This is a genomic window from Akkermansia muciniphila (genome assembly GCF_002884975.1).
GTDB classification, from domain to species: Bacteria; Verrucomicrobiota; Verrucomicrobiia; order Verrucomicrobiales; family Akkermansiaceae; genus Akkermansia; species Akkermansia muciniphila_C.
Window position 1 is genome coordinate 286,997 of sequence record NZ_PJKB01000002.1, and the last position, 18,731, is coordinate 305,727.

The 18,731-nt window shown below is 59.5% G+C and carries 16 protein-coding genes; 6 read left to right on the plus strand and 10 right to left on the minus strand.

All coding sequences use genetic code 11. The annotated features are described in order from the left end of the window. The first annotated feature begins 78 nt into the window (after window positions 1-78). Window positions 79-1,605 carry a sigma-54 interaction domain-containing protein gene (locus tag CXU21_RS07255; protein WP_102711790.1) on the plus strand — a complete coding sequence of 509 codons (1,527 nt, stop codon included), beginning with the start codon at window positions 79-81 and terminating at the stop codon, window positions 1,603-1,605. Next, a complete protein-coding gene (locus CXU21_RS07260; RefSeq protein ID WP_102711788.1) occupies window positions 1,602-2,495 on the plus strand; it encodes a phytoene/squalene synthase family protein in 894 nt (297 codons plus the stop codon). Before CXU21_RS07255 ends, CXU21_RS07260 begins: the two co-directional genes overlap by 4 nt. Window position 2,496: 1 nt before the next feature. Here CXU21_RS07260 and CXU21_RS07265 read toward each other — a convergent pair whose 3' ends face one another. The 3 genes from CXU21_RS07265 to CXU21_RS07275 form a co-directional block, all read right to left on the minus strand. Further along, window positions 2,497-4,080 carry a glycoside hydrolase family 75 protein gene (locus tag CXU21_RS07265; RefSeq protein ID WP_102725597.1) on the minus strand — a complete coding sequence of 528 codons (1,584 nt, stop codon included), beginning with the start codon at window positions 4,078-4,080 and terminating at the stop codon, window positions 2,497-2,499. Then, window positions 4,077-4,922 (minus strand): SDR family NAD(P)-dependent oxidoreductase, encoded by an 846-nt coding sequence (locus tag CXU21_RS07270; RefSeq protein ID WP_102725598.1) that lies wholly within the window; start codon window positions 4,920-4,922, stop codon window positions 4,077-4,079. The genes CXU21_RS07265 and CXU21_RS07270 overlap by 4 nt, the downstream gene beginning before the upstream one ends. Before the next feature lie 289 nt (window positions 4,923-5,211). Further along, window positions 5,212-5,634: a DUF6941 family protein gene (locus tag CXU21_RS07275; protein WP_022397736.1), complete on the minus strand. Its 423-nt coding sequence runs from the start codon at window positions 5,632-5,634 to the stop codon at window positions 5,212-5,214. A gap of 191 nt (window positions 5,635-5,825) precedes the next feature. Here CXU21_RS07275 and CXU21_RS07280 point away from each other — a divergent pair, with 191 nt between their 5' ends. Then, window positions 5,826-9,362 carry an ATP-binding cassette domain-containing protein gene (locus CXU21_RS07280; RefSeq protein WP_102725599.1) on the plus strand — a complete coding sequence of 1,179 codons (3,537 nt, stop codon included), beginning with the start codon at window positions 5,826-5,828 and terminating at the stop codon, window positions 9,360-9,362. Window positions 9,363-9,487: 125 nt separating this feature from the next. After that, window positions 9,488-10,012 (plus strand): hypothetical protein, encoded by a 525-nt coding sequence (locus CXU21_RS07285; RefSeq protein WP_146017009.1) that lies wholly within the window; start codon window positions 9,488-9,490, stop codon window positions 10,010-10,012. A gap of 217 nt (window positions 10,013-10,229) precedes the next feature. Here the strand turns inward: CXU21_RS07285 and CXU21_RS07290 are convergent, their stop codons facing one another. The 5 genes from CXU21_RS07290 to CXU21_RS07310 form a co-directional block, all read right to left on the minus strand. Continuing rightward, window positions 10,230-10,811 (minus strand): hypothetical protein, encoded by a 582-nt coding sequence (locus CXU21_RS07290; protein ID WP_102725601.1) that lies wholly within the window; start codon window positions 10,809-10,811, stop codon window positions 10,230-10,232. 76 nt (window positions 10,812-10,887) lie between these two features. After that, window positions 10,888-12,030, minus strand: coding sequence for an FtsX-like permease family protein (locus tag CXU21_RS07295; protein WP_146016541.1), 1,143 nt, complete (start codon window positions 12,028-12,030; stop codon window positions 10,888-10,890). Further along, window positions 11,993-12,625, minus strand: coding sequence for an ATP-binding cassette domain-containing protein (locus CXU21_RS07300; protein ID WP_102711774.1), 633 nt, complete (start codon window positions 12,623-12,625; stop codon window positions 11,993-11,995). The genes CXU21_RS07295 and CXU21_RS07300 overlap by 38 nt, the downstream gene beginning before the upstream one ends. Then, on the minus strand, window positions 12,622-13,698 hold the full coding sequence (locus CXU21_RS07305; RefSeq protein WP_146016540.1) for a hypothetical protein: 1,077 nt from the start codon (window positions 13,696-13,698) through the stop codon (window positions 12,622-12,624). Before CXU21_RS07305 ends, CXU21_RS07300 begins: the two co-directional genes overlap by 4 nt. A 57-nt stretch (window positions 13,699-13,755) precedes the next feature. Next, on the minus strand, window positions 13,756-14,361 hold the full coding sequence (locus CXU21_RS07310) for a hypothetical protein (RefSeq protein ID WP_102711770.1): 606 nt from the start codon (window positions 14,359-14,361) through the stop codon (window positions 13,756-13,758). Window positions 14,362-14,512: 151 nt separating this feature from the next. Between CXU21_RS07310 and CXU21_RS07315 the strand changes: the two genes are divergently transcribed. Together CXU21_RS07315 and CXU21_RS07320 are read left to right on the plus strand one after the other, a co-directional pair. After that, window positions 14,513-15,802, plus strand: a complete 1,290-nt coding sequence (locus tag CXU21_RS07315) for a hypothetical protein (RefSeq protein ID WP_102711768.1) — start codon at window positions 14,513-14,515, stop codon at window positions 15,800-15,802. 87 nt (window positions 15,803-15,889) lie between these two features. Beyond that, entirely contained in the window at window positions 15,890-16,846 is a 957-nt protein-coding gene (locus CXU21_RS07320) for a hypothetical protein (RefSeq protein ID WP_146016539.1), read from the plus strand. A 75-nt stretch (window positions 16,847-16,921) separates the two neighbouring features. On the opposite strand, the gene CXU21_RS07325 is transcribed toward CXU21_RS07320, so the two are convergent. Together CXU21_RS07325 and menB are read right to left on the minus strand one after the other, a co-directional pair. Further along, window positions 16,922-17,752: a hypothetical protein gene (locus CXU21_RS07325; protein ID WP_102711764.1), complete on the minus strand. Its 831-nt coding sequence runs from the start codon at window positions 17,750-17,752 to the stop codon at window positions 16,922-16,924. A 14-nt stretch (window positions 17,753-17,766) separates the two neighbouring features. Then, window positions 17,767-18,591 carry a 1,4-dihydroxy-2-naphthoyl-CoA synthase gene (gene menB / locus CXU21_RS07330; protein ID WP_102711762.1) on the minus strand — a complete coding sequence of 275 codons (825 nt, stop codon included), beginning with the start codon at window positions 18,589-18,591 and terminating at the stop codon, window positions 17,767-17,769. Window positions 18,592-18,731: the final 140 nt, after the last annotated feature.

The window sequence follows — 18,731 nt, forward strand, 5'->3', positions numbered from 1 at the left end:
GCGCCGGCATGCCGGTGCAGGAAAAAGTAGTTGGTCTGGCAAGGCCGTACGGTTAATATTCGCCCAGCCCCTGACTGCATGAATGGAATAAACAAGTCCCCTGATTTGGAAATGGTCGTGCTGCAGGAAATCAGCTCCGCCATCGTTAATGAACGCAACGGCACGGCCTTGCTGCAGCATATCCTGGACGTTCTTTACCGCCGCATGAAAATGCTGCGCGGCACCTTCACCATCCGCCGTGGAAACGATTTGATGATTGAAGCGTCCCACGGGCTGGACGAGCAGGAAATGAAACGCGGCCATTACCGCGTGGGGGAGGGGATTACGGGCCATGTGGCTGAAACGGGCCTTCCCCATGTGATTGAAGACATTTCACGGGATTCCAGATTCCTGAACCGCACCCGTACGCGCAAGAGCGGGGAAAAGGTGGCGTTCATCTGCGTGCCCATTATCCATTTGCAGCAGGTGATCGGCACCCTGAGCATTGACCGTCCCGTGGACCGGAACACGGATCTGGAGCGGGACCAGAAGCTGCTGGAAATTGTGGGCAACATTGTGGGGGACGCGCTGGCGGCCAGCCTTCAGGCGCGTGAGGAACGGGCTGCCCTGATGGCGGAAAATGAGAAACTCCGCCAGCTTTTAACCACCAATCCGGGAGAGCTGATCGGCAACTGCCGCCCCATGCTCCAGGTGTATGAACAGATCCGCCAGGTGGCGCCCAGCGACGCGACGGTGCTGATCCGGGGAAGTTCCGGAACGGGGAAGGAACTGGTGGCCCGCGCCGTGGTGAACCTGAGCGGCAGGAAGGACAAGCCCCTGGTTACGCTGAACTGTGCGGCCATGCCGGAGAATCTGCTGGAGAGCGAGCTGTTCGGCCATGAAAAGGGCTCTTTCACCGGAGCGACCGCCCGCCGCATCGGACGGGCGGAGGCGGCGGACGGAGGAACCCTGTTTCTGGATGAAATCGGGGACTTGAGCCTTCAGATGCAGGTGAAACTGCTGCGCTTCCTCCAGGAAAAAACGTTTTCCCGCGTGGGGAGCAACCGGGAGCTTCATTCGGACGTGCGTTTCATTGCCGCCACCAGCCGCAATCTGGAAGAATTAATGGCGGAGAACAAATTCCGGGAGGACCTGTACTACCGCCTGAACATCTTTCCCATCGTCATGCCGGACCTCGCCAAGCGCAAGGGGGACATCATGCTGCTGGCGGAGCATTTCCTTTCCAAGTTCAACCTGAAATACGGTAAGGACATCAAGCGGCTGTCCACCCCCGCCATTAACATGCTTATGGCCTACCACTGGCCCGGCAACGTGCGGGAGCTGGAAAACTGCATGGAGCGGGCCGTCATCACGGCGCAGGAGGACTGCATTTACGGCTACAACCTGCCCGCCTCCCTGCAAATGCCCAGCAATGAAGCGCCGCATGCCCGTGACGGGGAGGACCATGCGGATTTGCCTACCATGGTGGACTCCTTTGAGCGGGAGCTGATCGTCGCCGCGCTGAAACGCTCGCCGGGCAACATGTCTGCGGCGGCGCGGGAACTGGGCGTCTCTCCCCGGGTGCTCCATTATAAGATGCACAGGCTGGGAATTCAAAAATCATGAAAGGCCTCCATCAGCTTTTGTCCGCCGTTTCCCGGTCCTTTTACCTGAGCATGCGCTTCCTGCCCCGGGAAATGCGCCCCGGCGTGGCTGTGGGCTATCTGCTGGCGCGCGCCACGGATACGGTGGCGGATACCGTGGACATGGATTCCGGAGAGCGCCTGGCCCTGCTGAAGATGATGGGTGAGACGGTGGCCGGGGACGCCTCCCGGGAGACCGCCTCCACCTGCTTTGGCCGGCTGGGCGTTCTTTCCACCGTGCAGGCGCACCGGGGGGAGGCGGAGCTGCTGGCCCGTTTTCCGGAATGCCTGGCGCTGCTGGAGGCCCTCTCCCCGCGTGAACAGATGCTGGTGCGGCAGGTGCTGTGCACCATCGTGGAGGGGCAGGCGTGGGATCTGGAATATTTTGAAGGGAACTCTTCCGTCTCATGTCCGGAACAGCTTGAACATTATGCCTACATGGTGGCGGGGTGCGTGGGAGAGTTCTGGACCAGGCTGGGCCTGCTGGTGCTGGGCGCCGGTTTCAGCACGCAGCCGGAGGACCAGCTCCTGCGCTGGGGCAGGCATTACGGCATGGGGCTTCAGCTGGTGAACATCCTCCGTGACCGGGAGGAGGACCTTTCCCGCGGAAGGAGCTACCTGCCGGCCGCTGATGCGGGCCCATGGCTGGACCGCGCGGAACGCTGGCTGAAGGAAGGCGTGTTTTATGCGGAATCCCTGCGGAACGGACGGCTGCGTTTTTCCACCGTGCTTCCCGCATGGCTTGGACTGGATACGCTGGAACTGCTCCAGCGCCCGCAGCAGCCGGGGGCCGGAAAGGTGAAGATCACGCGCGGCGCCGTTTATTCCCGGATGTGGAAGGCCTTCCTCTTTTCCTGGAAGGAAGCCCTGTAGGCTACGGGGCGGTTTTGGAAGGAGCTGCGGCGGGAACTGTTTCCGCAGAAGGGGCCGGAACTGGATTTTCCGCGGGCTTGTCCGCCGGGGCATCCGTCTTCTCCTGATTCTTCGCGGGCGTTTCCGCAGCATTGCCCGTTCCGGGTTTGGGCGCGGGGGGAGCAGGCGGAGGCTTGGGGGCGAGCAGGTCTTCCCACTGGTGGAGCTTGAAGCCTGTTCCCGTGCCGCCGATGTCATTGAGCAGCTCCTGGCATTTGGCCGTAAGCCTGGCGTAGTCGGGAGGGCCGGCTTCCGGTTCCGCGGAGCCGGGGAAGATCAGGTAACTGACCACCAGGTCGGAGACGGGGCGGCTGTACGGGCCTGCCTTGGGATTGATTGCCTGGCTCAGGCGCAGGGAGCCTTCCCCCGTCTTGTAGCGCGGTCCGGCGTCTCCCACCAGGGCCGGGTACAGTTTGTCCCCCACGATGACGACGGCATAATCCCCGAACTGAGGGGAGAAGGAGGAGGATTGGTTGACTACGCCCAGCGGCACCACGATGAACGGATCGTATTCCGAGATCAGGAAGCTGTACCGTTTCAATTCTTCAATGACCCGTTCCGCATGGTCTATCTTGCGGCGCAGGGCCGGCTTTTCCGCCGCGGGAGCTTTTTCCAGCGTCTTCTTGTAGGCGGCCAGCCTCTGCTGCCAGGGCTTCAGGAGGGGGTTGGGCTTGTCCGTGCGCTTCTTCCAGCGGTAGGAGGTGCTGGGCTGGTAGAAAGAGCTCTTCAGGATTTTATCCGGCATGGCGGACAGGCGGTCCCCGTCCGAGCCGTCTGAAACTACATCCATTTCACTCTGGAGCCAGAGAAGCTTTCTGCCCGTGTCCGGATGGGCGGTTTCCAGAATCGTTTCCGTATCGTAATAATTATGGCGGTCCAGGAGCTTGAGCAGGGAGGCCAGGTTTTTGCGGATTTCCGTCTGCTTGCGAACGTAAATTTGCCCGTAATAGGGAGAGACGCGCGCCTGCTTGAACAGGGCCGGGAGACCGGGAAGCATGGCCTCCAGCTTGGGATTGATCTTCAGGATGTCCTCTTTCCTTGTCAGGGCCTTGGGCTGTTTGACGTTCAGGGTGAGGGTCATCTGGTAATTGCTTTTGGTCTCCCTGTCTTTGGAGGCCAGGGTTCCGGGCTGGAAATTGACCTGTGTTTTGAGGTTCAAGCCGCGCGCCAGTTCGTAGATGTTCGTCATGGCTCCTTCCGCGGGCCTGGTAGGGAGAACGGGCGGGAAGGGGGGGTACTGCACCGGAGGCAGGGCGATGGTGCGTTCCGGCTCCCAGGGGGTGGCCAGCCGTGAATCTTCCAGATCTCTGGCGGGGGCGGCCGGAACGGAGGGGGCGGGTTCCTCCTGGCCCGGTTGTTCCGCAGGGCGCGATTCATGCGGCGGGTAGGTGTCAGAGCCCGTTTCCCGTTCCGGTTCTCCGTTCAGGGCGCGGATGATCTGGGCCGGATACGGCGTGAACAGGGAGGCCGCCATGGCAGCCAGGCAGATGCAGACTGCAAGCTTGAACCAGGTGAGGCGGGGTATTCCGCGGCGGTGTGCTTTCATGATGCTGAAGAAGGTGAATCGTTGGGGGCAGGCTGGATTTTCCGGGGGCGCCTGCCCATGAAAAAGCGTATCAGACCCAGCGGGGCAATGTTCAGCAGCAGGGCTGCCAGCCGTATTTTCATACCGGGGAATACGCGGGCGCGCCCGCGGGACAGGGCGCGGAGAGTGTCTTTCACGACGGTTTCAACGGATGTGTCAAAGGCGTTCCGGCCCGGCATCATGTTTCCGGTAAAGCCGGGACGGCGCGCGGCCTTTCCGAACCCCGTGGAAACCGGGCCGGGGCAGACGGCCAGCACGCGGATGCCGTGTTCGCGAAGTTCCAGGCGCAACGCTTCCGACAGGCTGGACACGTAAGCCTTGGTGGCCGCATAAACGGCAAAATCCGGGATAGGGAGCAGGGCTCCCAGGGAGCTGATGTTGATGATGTCCCCGCCGTTCCGTTTCATGCCGGGAATCAGGGCATGGCACAAGCGGGTAAGGCTCTCCACGTTCAGGCGGAGCAGGGCGCGTATTTTTTCCCAGCGCCCGTCCGCAAACTCTCCGTAGTCCCCGGCTCCCGCGTTATTGACCAGCAGGGTTCTGCCGGGCGGCAGGCCGTCCAGACGGGAAACGAGACTGTCCAGGGAAGCTTCATCCGCCAGGTCGCACGGCACTACGGAGGCGCGCAGGCCGGGATGGCGTTCTTCCAGTGCAGAGGCAAGCCGGCGCAGGGCGTCTTCCCTGCGGGCGATGAGCACCAGTTCCCCCGCATGAGGGGCCAGCGTTCCGGCAAAGGCCTCCCCGAAGCCGGACGAGGCGCCCGTGATGATAATCCTGTCGTACTGGAAGCGTGGGGTTTGCATGGTTGGTCGGAGCAGTTCGTATCATGGTCAATCCCCCGGGGGACCGCAATGAAAAAGGGCGTTGCGGAACGTAAAAAAGAGGGACGGAATATACGGCGTGGAACCTGGAGGGAAGGTGGATCAACCCCGTGTTTCCGGCAGCGCGGCCATCAGGAGAGAGGAGTGAAGGAGATGTTCGCGGCGCGGTGAACTGGAAACCGTTTTTTGGCAACTGCTTTTTCCACCTTATCACCCCAATAAAAAACCGCCTGCCGGGTTCCGGAAGGCGGTTTGATGAAAAGGAATTGGCTTAGGCCTGGGGAGCTTCTTCCTGCACCTGCACCACGCGGAAAGGCACGCGGGAGGCCAGTTCGCCGTCAACCGTGAGGTCGATGGAATAGTTGCCCGGCTTTTCAAAACGCAGGCCCTGGAAGTTCATGATCAGGTTGCGGGTAAAGAAGGAAGCGCCTTCCGGGAAAGCGGGTACCGGGAAGTTGATCTTGATGGGCATGCGTTCCTTGTCCAGCGGCGTGCCGTCGGCGTCAACGATGCTCAGGCCCAGTTCGTGGGTGCCTTCGTCTTCAGGGGTAAGGCAGATGCGGAGGGCGACGGCGCAGACGGGGTGGACGACCGGGAACTGACGGGCGACCAGGGAGTCAAAACCGCCCTGGATGCAAAGCTTGCCCTGATAGTCGGCGGCGAAGTCACAAAGAGTAGAAACTAAGATATCCATGTTGTGATAGTGTTATGTATTTGGCTCGCTTTCTCATGGAAAGCATGAACATTGGACAGAACTATACTTCCTCCAGACCTATTGCAAGATAAAGGTGTAGAAAATATTGTCATTTCTCCGTGAAATTCCGGTTGCGCTTGAGGTGGGCCCGGAATCCTTGTACTACTGTTTCCTGCAACGCGTTCCCTGGCATGATCCGATGGTTTTTTGACATACCTTCCAAGCTGATTCACTGGAGGCTGAACCTGGTCAGGACACTGGGCGCCTATGTGCCGTGGCTGCGCCGGGACGACGGTTCCATGAAGGTTCACGCCGGGACGCTGGTGGACCTGTTTGCCACCATTCTGAGCGGGCGCCGCCACTTGAGCGCCCGTGACGCGGACGCCGCGCTGGACATTCTGCGCTATACCTTTCCGGAAGTGGAGCACCGCTGGCTTTCCAACCGTTTTGAACGGTCCATGCGGGCCAATCTGACGGTGGCGGACGTGCTGGCTTCCGCCGCCTCCGGCAGGGATGAAACGGAGCGCATGGCGATTGCGCTGGAGGTGCTTTCCCTGCTCATCAATACGGGAGATCCCCGGATGATCGGGGAGCTGTTTGACCAGGTGACGTACGGCCTGGAACTGCCGGGTACGGCGAACCTGCTGAGGCAGCTTCTGATGACGCCGGACGTGGAGGCCCAGGAGCCGGCATACAGCGTCGGTTTTTCCGCGGGCATTGGCGCGGAGGTTTCCCTGCCGGAGCAGGACAAGGGCATCTCCTTCCGCCTGATCCGGTGCTCCCGCCTGGTGCTGGTGGTGAATGACGGCTCCAAGCCGATTGTGGTGCGCGGGCGCCATCTGGCTCCCGGCGGGGTGATGCCCCTGACCAACGGACAGGTGGTGCTGCTGCCGTCCGGCCCCCTGAGCTTTGAGGACTTCGCGTTCTTCCTGGACTGCAAGCGCTCCGGCAAGCAGGAAGTGTGCTACATTTCCCTGGACAACGGAGCGTTGCAAATCAGCCGGGTCCGCTCACGGGCCAGCGAGGTGCGCGTGAACATGGGGCTGGCATGCGAGGTGGAGGTGCTGAGGCCGGAAGTGGAATTCATGGTGGACGGGAGGCGCCTGTACCCCGGTGAAAACGTGCGCATGGCCTATTACTCCTCCTTTACGCTGGACGGAGAGGGGCCTTTCTCCATGGGAGAGGTGCAGAATTCCATGTCGGACATCGGGCGGCGTTTCCGCCTGGACCCCGGCACCCGCAAGCTGCGCGTGACCAACCTGCCGGAAAAGGCGCGCAAGGGGGATATGCTGCTGACGCCGGGACTGGCCTCCGGCGTGGTGCTGGAGGTTTCCTTTTCCAGCGCCACCAATTCCGGCTGGCTGGAGGTGGTGGAGGCCTCCATGCCGCTGCTGCTTAACGGGAGGCCGGTGAGGGGAAGGGTATCCCTGCGTGACGGGGACGTGGTTCACCTGAATGCGTACCACGCGCTGCGCTGCCGTTTTTCCGCCGGGGTGCTGGATGAAGAGTACCACGCCATCAGAACCCTCAGCGTGGAGGGCGTGACCAAGGAGTTCATGCGCTCCGGGCGCGTGCTGGACAACATTGACCTGACCGTGAAGCGCGGGGAGATGGTGTGCATCCTGGGGCCCAGCGGGTCCGGGAAAAGTACCCTGCTGTCCATGCTGGCCGGGCACCTGCCGCCCACGCGCGGCTGCATCCGTTACAACAACCAGCTTCTGTACAGCGCTCCGGACCTGATCCGGCCCTACATCGCCTTTATTCCGCGGGAGGACATTCTGGACGCGGCCATGAGCGTTTCCGAGCACATCGCCCAGGCCACCATCATTCGCCGTCCGCGCCTGACCCGGTCGGAGCGCGCCAGGCGCGTGAACGCCATCCTGAAATTCCTGGGGCTGACGCACATTGCCTCCCGCCGCGTGGGTGAAATGAATGCGCGCACCATTTCCGACGGGGAGCGCACGCGCCTGAACCTGGGGCTGGACCTGGCGGGGATAGCGGATGTCTTCCTGCTGGATGAGCCCATTAGCGGCCTTTCCACCTCCGATGCCAAGCTGGTCATGCAGACCATGCTGAACATGAGCCGTGACAAGATGGTGATCGCCACCATGCACCGGCCCAGCACGGCCATCCTGAACCAGTTCCAGAAGGTGCTGGTGCTGGACCACGGCGGCCAGATGGCCTACTGGGGAGACGTGCCGGGCATGATGCGGTATTTCCGGAAGGCGGCCGTGGACATGGCCATTGACGTTTCCGAGGAGGCGCGGACGGCCGGCGGCGCGGACTACGTGTTTGAAGTGCTGGAGGCCCCCCTTTCCTGGCATGACCGCCGCAGGCGGCAGCATCCGCGGCTGTGGCAGGAACGCTTTGAGGGCTACCGGTTCCGCAACGTGATGGGCCACCACCATGAGGGGGGCGCACCCAGGACCCTGTATGAAGGCACGCTGGAATTCCCTCCTTCCCCCAGGCGCAGCGTGATGCAGCTCTGGCGCCTGTTCCGCATCTGGGCCGTGCGCACCTTCCTGGGCCGGGTGAGGAGCCGCATGGGGCTGTACACCATGCTGCTGGAAGGCCCGGTGCTGGCCCTGCTGATTTCCCTGACTTTGCGCGCCTCCTCCAGTCCGGAATACACCTTTGCCACCGCCCTTCACATCCCTTCCTACCTGTTCCTGGCGATCATCGTGGCCATGTTCTTCGGCCTCACGGGGGCGGCCAGCGAAGTGCTCAAGGACCGCGCCCTGCTCAAGCGCGAGGGAAACGCCAAGGTATTCGTGACCGGGTATGTGCTTGCCAAGGCGCTGGTGCTTACGGGGCTTTCCGCCGTGCAGTCCGCCCTTTTCCTGTGGGTGGGAAACGCCATTCTGGAAATCCATGAAATGTTCCTGATCTACCTGGGAACCATGACTCTGACGGCCTTTATTGGCGTGAGCCTGTCCCTGCTGGTCTCCGTCTTCGCCAAGACGGAGCGGGCGGCGCTCAACATGGTGCCGCTGCTGCTGATTCCCCAGATTCTGATGGCCGGGGCCATTGTGCGCTTTGATGAAATGAACCAGTTCATCCCGTGGTCCGCCCACCGTACGGATGAACACGGGCGCCTCAAGCCGGGCCGCGTTCCCCTGGTAGCGGAATTCTGCCCCCTGCGCTACTCCTTTGAAATGATGGTGGTGGACCAGGCCTCCAAAAACGTCTGGGAACGGGAACGTGAAACCATCCAGGAGAAGGTGGACGAGCTCAAGGCGCAGCCCCATCTCAATAACCGGGAATTTGAGGAGTTCAAGCTGCTCAAGATGGCGCTCCTCCACATTGCCGCCATTGGCGCGGATGATCCGGAGCAGGCCAAGGCTGCGGTGCGCCAGGTCCGGAGAGCGGCGGTGAACGGCTATGAGAAAAGCTACAGGCAGGTGATTGCCGGGCTGGAACAGCAGGGGAAGGGTAAGCCCTCCGTCAAATCCTTTTACGTCAATGACCGCATTGTGATGCTGGATGAATCCGCGGAAATCCAGCGCGTCAGCCGTGATACGCTGGACCGCCCGGAAATTTTCCTGGCGCGCCGCCAGCCCCTGCCGTGGGGCAACACCGGAAAGGCTCCGGACGATCCCGGCTACAGCGCGGATGAAGGCACGGTGCCTACCCCCTGGAAGGACTCCCTGCTGCTGTTCCTGATGGGGGTTGTTCCCCTCTTCATTACGGGGCGCGTGCTCAAGCGGCGTCTGGAAAAAGCCAGGTAGAAAGCTGCGCCTGCCCGGGCCGGATTCCATGCCTGGGCGTCCGGGGTTTAGGGGAGGAATCTTTTGGGAGGATTTTTGTTGACGGTAGCTATGGCACTGTTAAACTCTGCCCAATACTTCTTTTTATGGACACCAAACATCTTCTCTTTTCCAGTGTTTCTGTTCTTGGCGCTGCTCTCTCCCTGGCGTTGTCCGGCTGTGGAGGTGGAGGCAATTCCGAAACCATGGTGACGCTGCCTTCCGATCTTGATATGGCTTTTTCCCTGACGGGAACGCGTGACCTGGTTTTCAAGGTGAATGACTTTTCCAACAACTTTTTCTGCACTATTTATGATAACGGATGGCGGGAAGATTCCGGGACCGGAGATGACGGCACCGCCGCAAACCTGACCAGCCAGTACCAGGTTTACGGGTATAACGCTGAAAATAAAACCATCCAGAGCCTTACGCTGATCTGGAAGGAAGTCATTCCGAATACCATTTACAATTACAAGAACAACCTGACGATGACTGAAATCAAGCTCCCGACGGGCGGAAAGGGCCAGGGAACGGTTGGCCCCTGGAACGGTTCCATGTACAATTGGGGCGCTGCAGATGGCAATATGGCTGCCGTGAGCGGAGCTTCCGGGGTTGTGACGTATGCCAACTGAGTAAATAATCAATATCCCGTCTGTAAACGCAGGCTGGCCGTAACGGGAGTATCTTGCGATGCTCCCGTTTTTTATGCCCGGCGCGGACCCCGGTAGGAAATATTTCTGCCGGAAGGATGCAGAGGCCGCGGAGTCCCGGACCTGTTAAAAAAGGAGCTGTTCCGGATGATACGGAACAGCTCCTTTCAGTGTTAAGCTATTTGGAAGGAGTATCTTCCTAGTTTGCAGTGACGGAATTGGCGTCAGTAATCGTAATCGTGGAGGGCGCTACGGCTGCATTGTTGGCAAAGGGGTTGGGAGCAGCGACGAATTCCGCGGCCGCCTGGGGAATATTGATGATGCAGTCTCCTTCCGCGTGCGTGCCCTTGTTGCCGTATTTCAGCTCGTTCCAGGTCAGGTGAATATTGTAGGAGTTCTGGACGAGGCCTCCGTTACCCAAAAGGTCCGTGCGTTTTTTTACCGTATAGTAAATTTTCAGGGATGCCGTGTCTTCACCCGTTTTCTGGTAAAAATAGGACGTATAGCCGCCATTGCTGATGTTGCCGGTAGAGCTTGTCAGCGTGCCCGTCATCACGGAGGAGGGATTCATCACAAAGCCGCCTACGCCGGTTTCAGCCAGCGCCGTCTGGGCCGCGTCAGGCAAATTGCCCGTTTGAATAATGACGTTGTAGACTTTGCCGACCAGGGATTCTCCTGTCTGTCCGTTGCCGCTGCTGCTGCCGCCGCAGGAGGAGAGCCCTGCACCGATGAGCATGGAAAAAACGGAAGCGCGGAGAATGGGAAAAGATTTGGGTTCCATAGAAGAATGATTATGACAAATGCTAGCAGATTCCTTACGGTCGTCAACAGGAAACCTCCCCGTCCACGGTTTTTTGCTATTTGAGCACCTTGCCGATCTGCCGGTTGGCGGAAATGATAATGGGGATGGAGGAAACCAGCACGCAGATGAAAAGGGAAATGCCCAGGAGGGTAAGGTCCGGCATGATGTCCTGGAGGGAGAGGGAGGTGTTCTGAAGCTTGAAGAATTCCCCCAGCACGATTTTCTGCGTTTTCATGAAGCAGAAGACGGCTGCGATGAAGGCGCCGCCCACCAGGAAGATGTTCTCCATAATGAAGTTGAGGACCAGGAATACCGGGCGCACGCCGAAGCTTTTCATCAGGGTGTACACGTATTCGTTCTGCTGGAATTCCATGGAGGCCAGGGCCGTGAGCAGAATCCCCACAATCACGGCGATGCCGATGGAAAAGGCGGCGCGGCATTCCGCCTGGTTGCCCATCAGGATATCCAGCCTGCGCAGGATGGGGGCGGTGCTGCGTATGGAAGTGAAGCGCTGGTCCAGGCGCACCAGGTTGCCCAGGGTGGTTTCAATGCCGGAAATCAGGGCTGAGGTCATTTCCGTGGCCTGGATGATGTAAATGGTGGTTCCGCTCCCGGCGCGGAGCCCCTGTGAGGAAAACGTTCCCGCCGGAACGATAATCAGCCCCTGCGGAAAGACCTTTCCCAGAACATGGTGTTCCGGCAGGTGGCAGGCATGGATGGGAAAAGAGAACTGGTTCATCTCAATGGTGCGTGGCCCCTCCTGTTCCAGCTCCTGCTTGAGCCCGAAAAGCAGGAGCCGGGGATGGCGGTCAATGGGCAGGTCCTTCAGTTGCGCATACGCGGCGATGTCGTATTCCACAATCTGGTAATTGCTTTTTCCCATCGTGGCGGAGGCGACCTGTTTCAAGGCCAGCACATTGCAGGGATGGAGCAGGGGGAGGCGCTGCTGGATGAGGGTTTCCAGGGGAGGCTTGCCGTCGGGGTTCACATCGTAGGCGATGATGAGGTCACCCCCGCTTTGCCGTATTTCATCCTGGAGCAGCTTGGTGGAAAGCACGTAGTTGGCCAGGAAGGACAGGGCGCACAGGGAAAGGAAAAAAGAAACCAGAACGCGGGAGAGCGGACTGGCCGGCCGTTCCTTCCAGCGGTGCAGCGTATCCTTAAAGAGATACAGGAGCGTTAAAATCAATGATTTCATGGGCTATATCCAGAAGCCGGGAATCGTGCGTGCTGACAATGCAGATTTTATCAGCCGTTTGGGTGGCGATGAGGTCCTTGATGATGCCCGTGTTGGTATCGTCAAGTCCTGAAGTGGGTTCATCCAGCAGGAGGATGGAGGAGTCTTTCATCAGGGTTCTGGCCAGGGCGGCGCGCTGGGCCTGCCCTCCGGAGAGCGTTCCCGCCTTCTTGTGGCGCAGGCTGTCCAGGCCAAGCTGTCCGATCAGCCGGGAGGCCCGGTCCTTCCATTCCTTTTTAGGGAGCATGGCCATTTCCGCGCATAGCTGGAGATTGCGTTCCACGCTGGCCAGGGGCAGCAGGTTGATTCCCTGGAACATGTAGCTGACTTCCTTCCTGCGGTATTTTGTGTTGGAGAGGGGGACGCCGTGCGGGGTGATGATGTGCCCTGAACGGATGCGGAGATAACCGGCCAGTATTTTGAGCAGCGTGGTTTTCCCGCAGCCGGAATATCCCTTCAGGATGGTAATGCCGGAACGGAAGGTGTGGGAATAATTGTCAAAAATCAGGCTTCCTTTCGCGTAGCCGAAACAGACAGCCTCACAAACCAGTTTCATTTTTTACGGGCGATCAGTTGGCTTTCCCCTTCCAGGATGAGTTCATATTCCGGATGGACCGCTTCCAGAAGTTCCTGCCAGGAAGCGCTGATTTTGGCCGCGGGACAGGAAGCCAGGGCCATCTTGTCCAGGAGGATGACCGGCGTGTTGGGGACGTAGTACAGGCGGGCGGTGCAGTTGGAGCCGATCATGCCGTGGGCGGCATCATGCTGTGCGGGCGGGAGTTTGAAGAAATAGGCCAGGATGTTGCCTCCAGTGGACGGGTTTTTCTCCACCCTCTTGTGGGAAAAGGTGCCGGACATGGAGCCTCCGCTGGCCAGGGGGATGTCCACGCGCAGGGTGGCGGGGTCCAGACGTGTCAGGTCCGGATTGGAGATGGAAACGGTGATATAGTAGGCGGAATCGTCACAGACGGTGGCGATGGGGGTGGAAGGCTCCAGATAGACGGCCTGCGCCTCGTCCGCGGGCAGGGTGAACTGGTATTGCAGCCTGCCGTCAAAGGGCATGCGGAGCACGTAATTTTCCTCCTCCTTTTCAAAGTCCCGGCGGGGCTTGATGTCGATGAGCTCCAGCTCCTTCTCCGCCAGGGAGATTTTTTCCTTGAGGGATTGGATGGCTTCCTTGTCCGAGGGGTTTTTCTTGTCGTGCCAGCGTTTCTCCTCCGGGGTCAGTCCTGCATAAAAGTTGATTTCCTCCAGTTGTTTCCGGAGGGCCACGATTTCATCCCTCTTGGCCGTCTTGTCTTTTAATATCTGGATTTCAAGCTCCCTCCGCTTGAGTTCCATATCCTCCTCATTCACGGTGGCGATGATGGCCCCTTTCTGTTCCCGGTCCCGGTCCGGCAGCCAGTTGTTGACATGTCCGACAGCGGGCATGACGAAGGTCCTGATGCGTTCAGGCGTAATCTGGGCCTGCATCTGCATGATGAAGACGCGGACATCCGGAACGGCCTCCGGTTCCGGCGCCTCCTGGACGGGAGCCGGGGCAGCGGGAGGCACGGCCACAGGTTCTTCAGCCTGGACGAAGGCTGAAAAGCAAAAAAAGGCCGCTGTTCCCGCGATCCATCCTGCCAAGGCAGAGAATCCGGAAGGAACGCGGCCCGTTGAACGGTGGATTTTCAATCTCACGGGTTATTTGCCAACGAAATCCGCAGACGGATAAATGGTTACCTTGCCTCCGTCCAGCAGGGTTTCTCCCGTATCGAATACGCCGGGATTGGAAGAGTTGTCATTGCCCTGGAGCCTGAGGCGGTATTTGGCGGAGCCGGTGACGATTTTGTTGTAGGGATCGTCTGCCGTGTCAAAGGTCAGGTTGCTGCTGATGGACATCTGCACGATGCCGTAGCTCTGAATCGGGCCGGGGAGCGTAATGACGTTGGTGGAAAGGGTGGCGCTGGTGGAGAGGGAGCCTGAAGTGCCGTTTCTGCGGAAGATGACTACCGTGGGATTGCCGTTCCCCGAACCGCCGCCGGAGGTGGGAATGCTGGTGGTCGTATTATTGAACAGAAGCGGCATGGTATCGGTGCCGGTTCCAGTGGCGAAAAGGGAGAAGGCGTGATGCAGCGGATCGGCATCGGGCGAGGTTTCATATTCCGGATTGGAGGAAAGGACAAGAACCTGACCCACGCCCAGCTGGGCGGACCCGTCGGTGGAACTGCCGCCGCAGGAAATGAAACCAATGGCTACGGCAGTAAGGGAGAGAAAAGCAATGGTACGGTTGCGGGACGAAGTGGTCATAAGAATATTGAACTTTGAAACAAACTATCTGTTTTTGCCGTACCCGTCAATCATGAAATTCTTTCGACCTTCTGAGGCTGTGCGGTGAAGCTCCCGGCATGCTTTATGGCTTGACTTTTGGAAGGGCGCCGTAAAAATCCCCGGAAGATTTATGGCTTCTCCGTTACACCCGGCCGGCGCGTTTCCGCTGCCGATGACTGCCGTCCGGCAGTGGCTGAGCGTAAGTTTCCTGTGCTTCCTCTTGCTGCTCACGGCATCATGTTCCGTGAACCGCCATATGGAGGAGAAGACAAGGGAGATGATGAAGCAGATTGAGGCGGAACCCCATTGGAACCAGCTGCCGGAACGCACCATCTCCTGGAGTGCGGCCATGAAGATGATGATGGACAATAATCTGGAGCTGAAGGAATCCCAGCTCAACCTCCAGCAGGCGGAATGGTCCGTGAAGAGAGTGTTTACGCAGATTATTCCCGGCGTTAATCTGGATCTGATGATGACCCGGGACATCAGCGGGCTGTCCAGCATGAGCGCGCGGGATGTGGAATACCATACCAATATTCTGTTCAACATGCCGTCCCTTACCCAGGTTCCCTTTGACTATTATTCCGCCAAGGCATCCGTGTATGCCTCCAGGAACATGCTGGAAATGAAAAAAAGGGAGCTGGTTTCCCAGCTTTACCGCCAGGTGCTTTTATATGATAACGCCCTGCGTTCCCGCCAGAACGCCCTGGACAGCATCCCCTTTGACGATGACGGAACCCAGCGGGCCAAGGTGGACCGGGAATGGGAAAATACCAGGAGGGACATCTCCAAGGCGTTTGTCGCGCTGTTCGGGGACATGAGCGCCCGGTGGCTTGTAGCCCCCTCCACCATGCCGCGCATCAGCTGGGCCGCTTACCGCAAGGCCAGCCGCAAGCTGGATTTCCTGGTGGTTTCCATCATGGCGATGGAACTGGAAGCCTCCCGCCTGAGCGTGCTGAACGTGAAGATGCGCTTCTTCCCGTCCATGGACATCAATTTTTACAGTCCCTCCCTTTTCTCCGGATCCGGCGGTACTTATTCCGGTTTCTTTGCCGGGGCAGGCGACATGCAGGTGAACATGAGCCTGAAGGAACAGCTGGATACGCGCCTGGATATCTGGAATCAGTACCGGAATGCGCGGGAGAACCATAAGATTCTGGAGAAGAAGATGCGCATGCGCCTGGTGGAGCGCCGGGAAAAGGTGGAGGCGCTGATCAAGAGCCGCGATGAATTTGAAAGCTGGCAGTCCTATTACCGGAAGAAGGCCGCATTCCTGAAAAAGCGCCTGGCGCTTTCCGGGGAGGAGTACCTGCAGCAGCGCAAGGATCTTCAGACGATCTATCATGACCTTGATTCCGAGGCCGCCAAGAATGCGGAGGTGGAAGCGGCGCTCATCATGGAGTACGGCTGGCTGAAATAAGGGGAGGGCGGAGTGGCGGCGCGGTCCTGTGTGACTGCGGGGGCTTCCTTTCTTGATGCCTTCAAGGGCTTGTGCTACGGTCCGGATATGCAAAAAGTTCGGCAGCCCGTGGGTATGGCGTTGATGATTCTGGCTTTTCTGTCCGCCATTTACGGGACGTTCCCTTGGGGAATGGCCCTGGGCTCCTTGTTGTTCCTGCTGGGGGTGATCGTGGCGGTCAGCCGTTTTTCCGCCATTGTCTGGTCGTGGTGCCTGTTTGCCCTGGGGATTTACCTGGCCGCGCCTTTCATCTGGATGTGGAATCCGGATTATTTCTTCAGCCGTCCGTTTGACCTCCTGTTGGTAAGCGGCTGTTTGGTGGGCAGCCTGGTTCTGCTTACGGTCCGGTTTGCGGTGGTTCCCGTGCTGTGGCCTAAAATTGTACGCCATTTTGTCAAGGGAGGCCCTACGCTGGAAGACCTGGCCCCGGAAAAGGGAAAGACGGTGGCGGAACTCCGGAACGGCATTGAACACAGGCAGGTGAACTTTCTGTTCGGGCATGCGGATGAAGAGCTTGTGGAAAAATGGGGGAAAATAGCCCAGGGCATCGCGGCGCTTTCCAAAAGCCGCAGGCGGCTGACGGCGTGGGTAGTGGGTGTTCTGCTGGTCTGGCCTGTGGCCGTATTCTTCCTTTCCGGGGGAATGGGCGGCGCGCTGGACCGGGACATTGACCGCATGTGGGAAACGCGTCCGTTCCGGAACGGCATGGTGGTCTCCAGCCCTGCGGCCATGAATGCGGCAAGGCGCGTGTTCAGGGATGACCGCGCCCTGCGGGGGCTGACGATGGAACAGGCGCGTACGTGGTTGAAAACGGACCGCAGGAATGCCGCTTTCAAACTGGGCAAGCCGCGGTATGATTTTGAAAAGGATGAAACCGTGATGGTGCTTTCAGATGGGCGGGACTCCATCCGCCTGGTGGCGGTCTTCAATGACGCCGGGCAGATTATCCATTCCTGGCCGGAAGAATACATGACCCTGATGGTCAGGGATCTGGAGAAAGATTAAGTACGGAACACTAAAGGGAAAAGTTTATATGCGGCCTTTAGTGCTTCGTAATTAAGGGAATCCGGAGAATTTCCGTTACAGCGTACGTTTTTGCGGGGGCGTGAGGTTCAACCTTCCTTCACTGATGTGAATGCCCATGCCGCTTTCCTCAATCATGTGGATGAGCGGAAGGTACGCCTGGAGCAGGTTTTCAAACGCGGGAAGGAGAAAGATCATGTAGCCCTGGGGAACGGAAAGTTTGCCGATGGTTCCCCCCACGTGGATGCCGCCCGGCAGGGTTTCGTCATTGTAGAATTCAAAGCGCGTCTGCACCGCCATGTAATTGTGAGGGTCCATGGACTGGAAGGGCGTCAGGAACAGGGAAATCGTCTGGCGGGAGTCGATGCCCGTGTAGCGTTCTATGATGATTTCCATGCAGCCTTCCCCAATCGTGCCGTCCGGCTGCTCCTTGCCGCCGTGAAGACGGACGCCCACGGCGGGATTGGTGGCGAAGATGGCCAGGGCCCCATGCTGCTGGGGATGGACGGAGGAGGCGAGGTAGCGGTTGATGTCTTCTTCCGAGAAGGAAACGGAGGCGTCCCGGCTGATGGCCTGTTTCAGGATTTTGGGGATGTCCGGGGCATTTTCCTTCTGGCGGAAGCCGGGAAGCTCAGCCGTATTCTGCGGGCGCCAGGAGGAATACACCAGCCAGGAAATGGCCGCCAGAATGGCTATGGTGAACAGGAAGATGAGGTTGCCGATCAGGGAGAAGGGCGTTTTTTCACGGACGGGTTTCTCTTCGCTGGCCTGTTCCTCCGGATCGTAGAAATGTTCCACGATGTTTTCATGGTCCGGCAGGTCGTGCAGGGGTTCCCTGCTGGCGGAGTCGTTCCGGGGGGCGCCTTCGTTGTCGGAGGGGGTGGGCATAGGACGGAGGGGGGTTACGGGAGCCTGGGGAATTTGGAGAAATCCGGGGCGCGCTTTTCCACGAAGGCGTTTTTGCCTTCCTTGGCCTCCTCGCTCATGTAATAGAGCAGGGTGGCGTTGCCTGCCAGGTCCAGCAGGCCCATCTGTCCGTCGCAGTCCGCGTTCAGGGAGGCCTTCAGGCAGCGGAGCGCCAGGGGGCTGTGCCGGAGCATCTGGCGGCACCAGGAGAGGGTTTCCTCTTCCAGCTTTTCCAGGGGAACCACGGTGTTGACCAGCCCCATGTCCAGCGCCTGCTGCGCATCATACTGGCGGCACAGGTACCAGATTTCCCGCGCTTTTTTCTGCCCCACGATGCGCGCCAGGTAGGAGGAGCCGAGCCCTCCGTCAAAGGAGCCCACCTTGGGCCCCGTCTGGCCGAATTTGGCGTTGTCCGCGGCGATGGTGAGGTCACAGACGACGTGGAGAACATGGCCCCCGCCGATGGCGTAGCCTGCCACCATGGCGACGACGGGCTTGGGCATCGTGCGGATGGTGCGCTGCACGTCCAGGATGTTCAGGCGGGGCACGCCGTCTTCACCGATGTAGCCGGCGTTTCCGCGCACCTTCTGGTCGCCCCCGGAACAGAAGGCGTCCGGGCCTTCCCCGGTCAGGATGACCACGCCCACCTTGGGGTCTTCATGGGCGGCGTTGAGGGCATTGAGCATTTCATTCACGGTCTGGGGGCGGAAAGCGTTGCGGACATGGGGGCGGTTGATCGTGATTTTCGCGATGCTGCCGTCGTCCGTTGTCTCATACTTGATATCCGTATATTCCCTGGCGGTGGTCCATTGTGCGCTCATGCGGACTACTTTAATAAGGCGCCCGTTAATGGGAAGCTTAAAATGTGCCGTGTCCGGGTCTGGGCGGGGAAATGCAGGGAGGAAGCAGCGCATGCGTTTTTTACTGCGCCTTCCGGGAGATACGCATGGCGGGCGCCGTG